Annotated in this window: 7 protein-coding genes; all 7 read right to left on the bottom strand. The window is 41.0% G+C overall.

Annotated features, from left to right (window positions below; genetic code table 11):
* A partial coding sequence (locus ACESK1_RS11505) for an AAA family ATPase (RefSeq protein ID WP_372920324.1) occupies positions 1–739 on the bottom strand: 739 nt, incomplete at its 3' end.
* Between the two features lie 61 nt (positions 740–800).
* Positions 801–1,688, bottom strand: a complete 888-nt coding sequence (locus ACESK1_RS11500; protein WP_372920323.1) for a DUF4835 family protein — start codon at positions 1,686–1,688, stop codon at positions 801–803.
* A complete protein-coding gene (gene coaBC / locus ACESK1_RS11495; protein WP_372920322.1) occupies positions 1,681–2,889 on the bottom strand; it encodes a bifunctional phosphopantothenoylcysteine decarboxylase/phosphopantothenate--cysteine ligase CoaBC in 1,209 nt (402 codons plus the stop codon). The genes ACESK1_RS11500 and coaBC overlap by 8 nt, the downstream gene beginning before the upstream one ends.
* Positions 2,890–2,898: 9 nt before the next feature.
* Positions 2,899–3,228, bottom strand: coding sequence for a DNA-directed RNA polymerase subunit omega (locus tag ACESK1_RS11490; protein WP_372920325.1), 330 nt, complete (start codon positions 3,226–3,228; stop codon positions 2,899–2,901).
* 12 nt (positions 3,229–3,240) lie between these two features.
* A complete protein-coding gene (locus ACESK1_RS11485; protein ID WP_372920321.1) occupies positions 3,241–4,065 on the bottom strand; it encodes an outer membrane protein assembly factor BamD in 825 nt (274 codons plus the stop codon).
* A 176-nt stretch (positions 4,066–4,241) separates the two neighbouring features.
* Positions 4,242–5,117, bottom strand: a complete 876-nt coding sequence (gene dapA, locus ACESK1_RS11480) for a 4-hydroxy-tetrahydrodipicolinate synthase (protein ID WP_372920320.1) — start codon at positions 5,115–5,117, stop codon at positions 4,242–4,244.
* 2 nt (positions 5,118–5,119) lie between these two features.
* Positions 5,120–5,620 (bottom strand): hypothetical protein, encoded by a 501-nt coding sequence (locus tag ACESK1_RS11475; protein ID WP_372920319.1) that lies wholly within the window; start codon positions 5,618–5,620, stop codon positions 5,120–5,122.
* Positions 5,621–6,022: the final 402 nt, after the last annotated feature.

Genomic DNA, 6,022 nt, shown 5'->3' with positions numbered 1-6,022 from the left:
CCTCTTTAAGGCTGTCCAGACTTCCGATGTCTTCCCGGCCGATCAGCTCAACCGCTGAACCAAGTTTTTCGGTAAGTTCTTCAACATTATTTAACTCCTCATAACGACCTTCCAGCTCTTCCAGCATTCCGGGTTTGAGTTTAGCTTCTTCGAGTTCATTCAGAAGAAATAAATTATAATCGTATTCCCTGGCTGCCTGTGCCTGCTCCTCCTTTAATTCTTCCAGTCTTAGCTTTAATTCTTTGAATTTTCTGAAGCGATTCCGGTAATCCAGCAAAAGCGCTTCGTTTCCGGCAATGGTATCGATCACCTGAAACTGGTATTGATTATTTCCAAGACTAAGGGTTTCATGCTGACTGTGAACATCGATCAGAAATGTGCCAAGTTTATTCAGAGATGAGAGCTTCACGGGAGTATCATTTACAAAGGCCCGCGATTTCCCCGAAGGCAAAATTTCACGACGAATGATGGTTTGGGTTTCAAAATCAAGATCTTCTTTCAGAAAAAAATCTTCAAGAGCATAATTTCCAATATTAAAAGACCCTTCGATAACACATTTTTTTGCGGCATCGCGAATTGCGCTATAATCGGCGCGATCGCCAAGGAGAAGACCCAATGCGCCCAACATAATGGATTTTCCGGCACCAGTCTCTCCGGTGATAATGGTAAAACCTTCCTGAAGTTTGATATTGATATCTTCGATCAGGGCGTAATTTCTAATGGATAATGCAGTAAGCAAGGTCGTTAAAATTTGTGCTAAATATACGGGAGAAATTCTTCCCAATCAACCGGGAAAAATATTATTGCAGGTTTCTCCAATTACGGGAATAACGTGGGGCCATATTGGTGAGGGTTTCTGTTAACCCGGGGCGATTAATTGATGGACCATCGCTAAAGATCTGACTTATCTCATCGGCTTTGGAATCGAAAAAAGTACGCAGTAAAAGCGAATTGGCTCTTCTGCGGTTCATCGTCTCCAGTTTTTCCAGAGCATCAGCGATCACAATTTTTCCTTTTTCCTGGTCACGGTGCATTTCGTCAAGACCAAGGCGGTGATATTCGTAAAGTGTGGTGCGGTATTCTGCAAAAGTATTTGAAAGAAGATCTGTATTCAGGCGGTAGCGGGAATTATTCCCATCGGCACCACTCCAGCCCTGCCTTCCACCCTGCTGAGCGGTGGTGACAATTCTATTGGCCTCCTGGTAATGTTGAGTTCCTCCTTCAGGAGAAAAAGTATCGGCGTCCAATCCTAAAATAGTGTAAACATAAAAACTTAGCACAGAAACCAGGTTGGAACTGTAGGAATTCTGACTGTAATTTAAAGGCTGATATTCGCGGTAATTAAAGCTAAACTGTTCATCGTTAAAATTAAAGACCGGACTCACCATGGTAGTCCCGTAAACAGGTCGGGAAGACTGCACCTGGATGGTTCCTGAAAAAGACTCGCCTTCAAAGCTGTTCAGGGTAATGAACATGCTACAACTAATACGTTCCTGAGGCAGAAATTCTCTATCTGTCCAGTTGGTTTGATTCACAAATTCTGTTAGGGCGCGTTCCAGGGTACGAAATACGGAAAGGTTGCTTTGGCCTGTTTGCTCGGTATTCAAGACCACCTGGCAATTGAGTTCCTGGGCCTTCATTTGGCTGAGACCGGCGAACATCAAAATGATCAGGAGAAAGTTACGCATCTAACAAAGTTACGATTTCATTTAATATATCCTGTGCTACCTCCGATTTTGGTTTAAGGTCGAAGTTCTTAACCGAATCGGGATAGACAATAGTGATCTTATTGGTGTCTTTTTGAAAGCCTGCACCCTTATCCTGAAGTGAATTCAGCACAATGAAGTCGAGGTTCTTCCGCTGTAGTTTTCCGCGGGCGTTTTCTAATTCATCATTGGTCTCCAGGGCGAATCCAACAAGCAGCTGTTTGGTTTTATTCTCTCCAAGGGTGGCAAGAATATCACGGGTTTTTTCCAGCTCTAAAGCAAGATTACTGTCGCTTTTCTTGATCTTTTGAATGGCGACTTGTTTTGGTTTGTAATCGGAAACCGCAGCAGCGGCGATCACCACATCGGCTTCAGGAAAATATTTATTTACCTCAGCATACATTTCATCATTACTCACCACCCTGATGAGCTTCAGATTAGGTTCGTTGATTTCAAGATAAGTGGGACCCGATACAAGAATAACATTTGCGCCCAATCCGGCTGCTTTTTCCGCAAGGGCAAAGCCCATTTTTCCGCTGGAATGATTTCCGATAAAACGGACCGGATCTATAGCCTCATAAGTCGGGCCGGCAGTAATAAGTATAGTCTTATTTCTTAAAGGAAGTTGTGCTGCAAAGTGCTGTTCCAGGAACTCAAGGATATCTTCTGGTTCGGCCATGCGACCTTCTCCGTGGAGTCCGCTGGCTAGTTCACCGGAACCTGCGGGAATCATGATATTGCCGTATCTTTTAAGCTGATTAAAACTATTAGTGGTAGAAGGATGTTTGTACATATCCAGATCCATGCTCGGGGCAAAAAACACCGGGCATTTTGCGGAGAGGTAAACTGCAAGCAATAAATTATCAACAGTGCCGGAGGCCATTTTAGCCAAAGTATTGGCAGAGGCGGGGGCTATAACCATAAAATCGGCCCAAAGGCCGAGTTCTACGTGATTATTCCATACAGCATTTTCATTTTCTTCATTGGTAAAAGATGAAAACACTTCATTTTTTGAAAGCGTGGAAAGTGTTAGCGGAGTAACAAATTCTTTGGCAGCCGGTGTCATTACCACTTTTACATGTGCACCGGCTTTTATGAGTAGTCTTACTAAAAAGGCAGTTTTATAGGCGGCAATACCTCCGGTAACGCCTAAAAGCACTTTTTTACCTTTTAGTACCGACATAATACCAGATTATGCTTCTTCAGAATCTTTGGTGTTGCGGTAGTAGATCTTATCATCCAACCACTCCTGGATTGCTAAAGAATGTGGCTTAGGCAGTTTTTCGTAATACTTAGAAACCTCGATCTGCTCTTTGTTCTCAAAGATCTCATCAAGGCTGTCGTTGTAAGTAGCAAATTCGTCCAGCTTCTCAAGCAATTCCTTTTTGATCTCGGCATTGATCTGGTTTGCTCGTTTTGCTACTACAGAAATAGCTTCGTAAATGTTATTGGTGGGAGCATCTACCAAATTCTTGTCGATTGTGGTAGTGTTCACCGGGGCTTCAGATTTCTTAATGTCCATCATTCTTGCTTGTTAAATATTTTGTAACCTAGTTTCAATATCTTCTATGGAAGCTTTCATCGCTGGCAGGTATTCACCTTCAGGATAGCGCTTCACATAAGCTTCATAATAAGTCTTTGCTTCTTCCAGACGTTCCGGCATAAGGCTGGCAAAACTATTAATAGCCAATTGGTAAGCTGCATCGTACCGGTAATAAAAAGCTTCTTCCCTAAAAGGAGAGCCGGGATATTCTTTTATGAAATTATCAAATGAAGTGATCGCCGCCCGGTAATTACCTTCACGGGCCAGACCGGTAGTATGGTATTGTTTTGCGATCTCAAAGGCTTTTTTCTCCAGTTTTACCCTTAATTCGGTGGCAAGCTCGTTAGCGCGATCGGCATATTCACCTTCAGGGAAAGCATTCAGGTATGCCTGCAGTTCGGTAACAGCCTTATGTGTATCTGTTTGGTCAAGATCGTAGCGGGGTGACAAATGGTAAAAACTTTCAGCCTTCTTGAAAGCAGCTTCTTCCAGTTTTTCAGAATTTGGATAGGACTGCTGAAAACGCTCAAACTGATAAGAAGAAAGATAATAATCCCCCAATTGGTAATAAGTATCCGCAAAAAGGAAACTTAATTTCTCGCCCTGGGGTTTTCCTCTGTATTCAGGAACAATCTGTTCGAAGAGACGAAGAGCTTTCCTGTATTTGGGTTTACTGTCTTCTTCCTTAGCTTCATCATAAAGCTGTTCGGCGGTAGTATATTTCTTACCGGTGTCTTCGCTTTTCAGGAGTTTCTGGTACTCGCTGCAAGAAACACTCAGCATTAATAGACTTAATAATAAAAAGGCTTTTTTCATTCTTTGTAAAAACATCTGGCAAAAGTACATTTTTTCCTGAGTATAAAAAAACTTTCAGACTCCCTGCAATAACCTGTAAACAGGAGTTTTATTGTAATGACGGCAAATATTTCAGGCAAAATAAAGCTGAAACAGGCAAAAAAATTAATAATCCCGCTGTGAGGCGGGATCATTATTTAAAAGTTTTCTACAAACCCATGTATCTGTTTAGTGAGATCATCTGAAGCTTTGACCAGCGGAAGACGCAATACATTCTGACAAATTCCCTTTTTATAAAGCAGGGCTTTGATTCCGGCAGGATTACCTTCTGCAAAGATCATATCTATGGAAGGGGCTATTTTATAATGTATTTTATATGCTTCTTTAGTTTTTCCTGAAAGCCCCAAAGAAACCATCTCTGAAAATTCCTTCGGAAAACCCTGCCCAATAACAGAGATCACTCCTTTACCACCTGCCAGTGTCATTGGCAAGGTAATCATATCATCTCCCGAAATCACAAGGAAATCTTCCGGAACCAGCGAAATAAGCTTCATCGCCTGTACAATATCACCTGCGGCTTCTTTTATCCCGATGACATTTGAGAAATCACGAGCTATCCGGTTTACTGTTTGCGGTAAAATATTCGATGCCGTTCGGCCCGGCACATTATATAGAATAACAGGCAATGAGGAAGCTTCTGCTATCACCTTGAAATGCTGGTAAATTCCCTCCTGGGTAGGCTTATTGTAATAAGGAGAAACCGATAATATCGCGGAAAAACCTTCAAGGTTTTCAGTGTTTAGTTCCTCTGCTAATGCAGTGGTATTATTTCCACCGGCACCAAGGACCAGAGGAAGTCGGCTATTATTTTTCTTTACTATTGTAGATTTCACCAGTTCCTTTTCCTCTTTGTTAAGGCAAGCACTTTCTGCGGTTGTTCCCAGAACGACCAGGTAATCTATATTGTTTTCAATCTGGTTTTCCACCAGGTTTTCCAGGGCTTCCACATCAACCGAAGAATCTTCCCTGAAGGGAGTGATAAGTGCAACTCCGATTCCAACAAATTCTTTCATCTTTATTTATTTCCTTTTAAAATTTTTAAATACCTGATCAGTTCTTCAGTAAAAACCTCAGGTTTGTTTCCGTCGTTTATGCTAAGGTTTATTTCTTTATCATCAAACCTACCGGTCTTTACTGATGCAGCGATTAGCTTCAGCAAAAATTCTGCTTCCGGATTTCCTTTTTCCGTATAATTTATTACAAGATCGGGGCCAGAAGCAATTACCTCTTTTAAAGCTTCATTTTTCAATTTGCCATTATAGGCAATATCTTCAAAACTAAAAGCTATGCTCTCCTCCGGGATGTCATTACTGATTCCGCAGCAAACAGCTTTAAAATTATCTTCAGAAATACCGAATTCAGTTTTTAGTACCTCAAAATATTCCAAAGCCTGGGCATTAGGAGTATCATAGAGCAAAATCAAACTTTTTAAATCAAAGCCTTTAGTTCCATTAGATGATATCTTTGAGCTATACCTTTTTTTGGCCAAATAAATTTTACCGGATTTTAGCAACATAACTGATTTTAGGCGCACAAATGTAAATAATTAAAAACACAGCAAAATACATTTAAAGTCATTCGGGCTAAGGAAAAGCCCATTTTTAACAGCTTTATTTTATTTGTGAAAAAAGATACAGAACAGGTCTTCTCATATGAATGTTAAGTTCAGCAGATTATTAATAGGTTTTTCCGATTTAAGAATATTTTCTCAGGCTCTAATTATCTGTTTATATTTACCCGAAATATTCACCGCAAATGACCGCAATTAAAAATATCGGTATTGTCTTTTTCAGCCTCCTGCTTCTAAATTCATGCAAAACTGAAAAACTGGGAACCGAGGAGATACAGGGAAAAAGAATTGCCATAGACTCCAGCCAGCAGGCAGATGCTGACCTGGAAGAATTCATAAAACCCTACA

Source organism: Salegentibacter sp., from assembly GCF_041642575.1.
In the GTDB taxonomy this organism is placed as follows: Bacteria; Bacteroidota; Bacteroidia; order Flavobacteriales; family Flavobacteriaceae; genus Salegentibacter.
The sequence above is the reverse complement of the archived record's forward strand: the minus strand, read 5'-3'. Positions and strand labels throughout refer to the sequence as shown.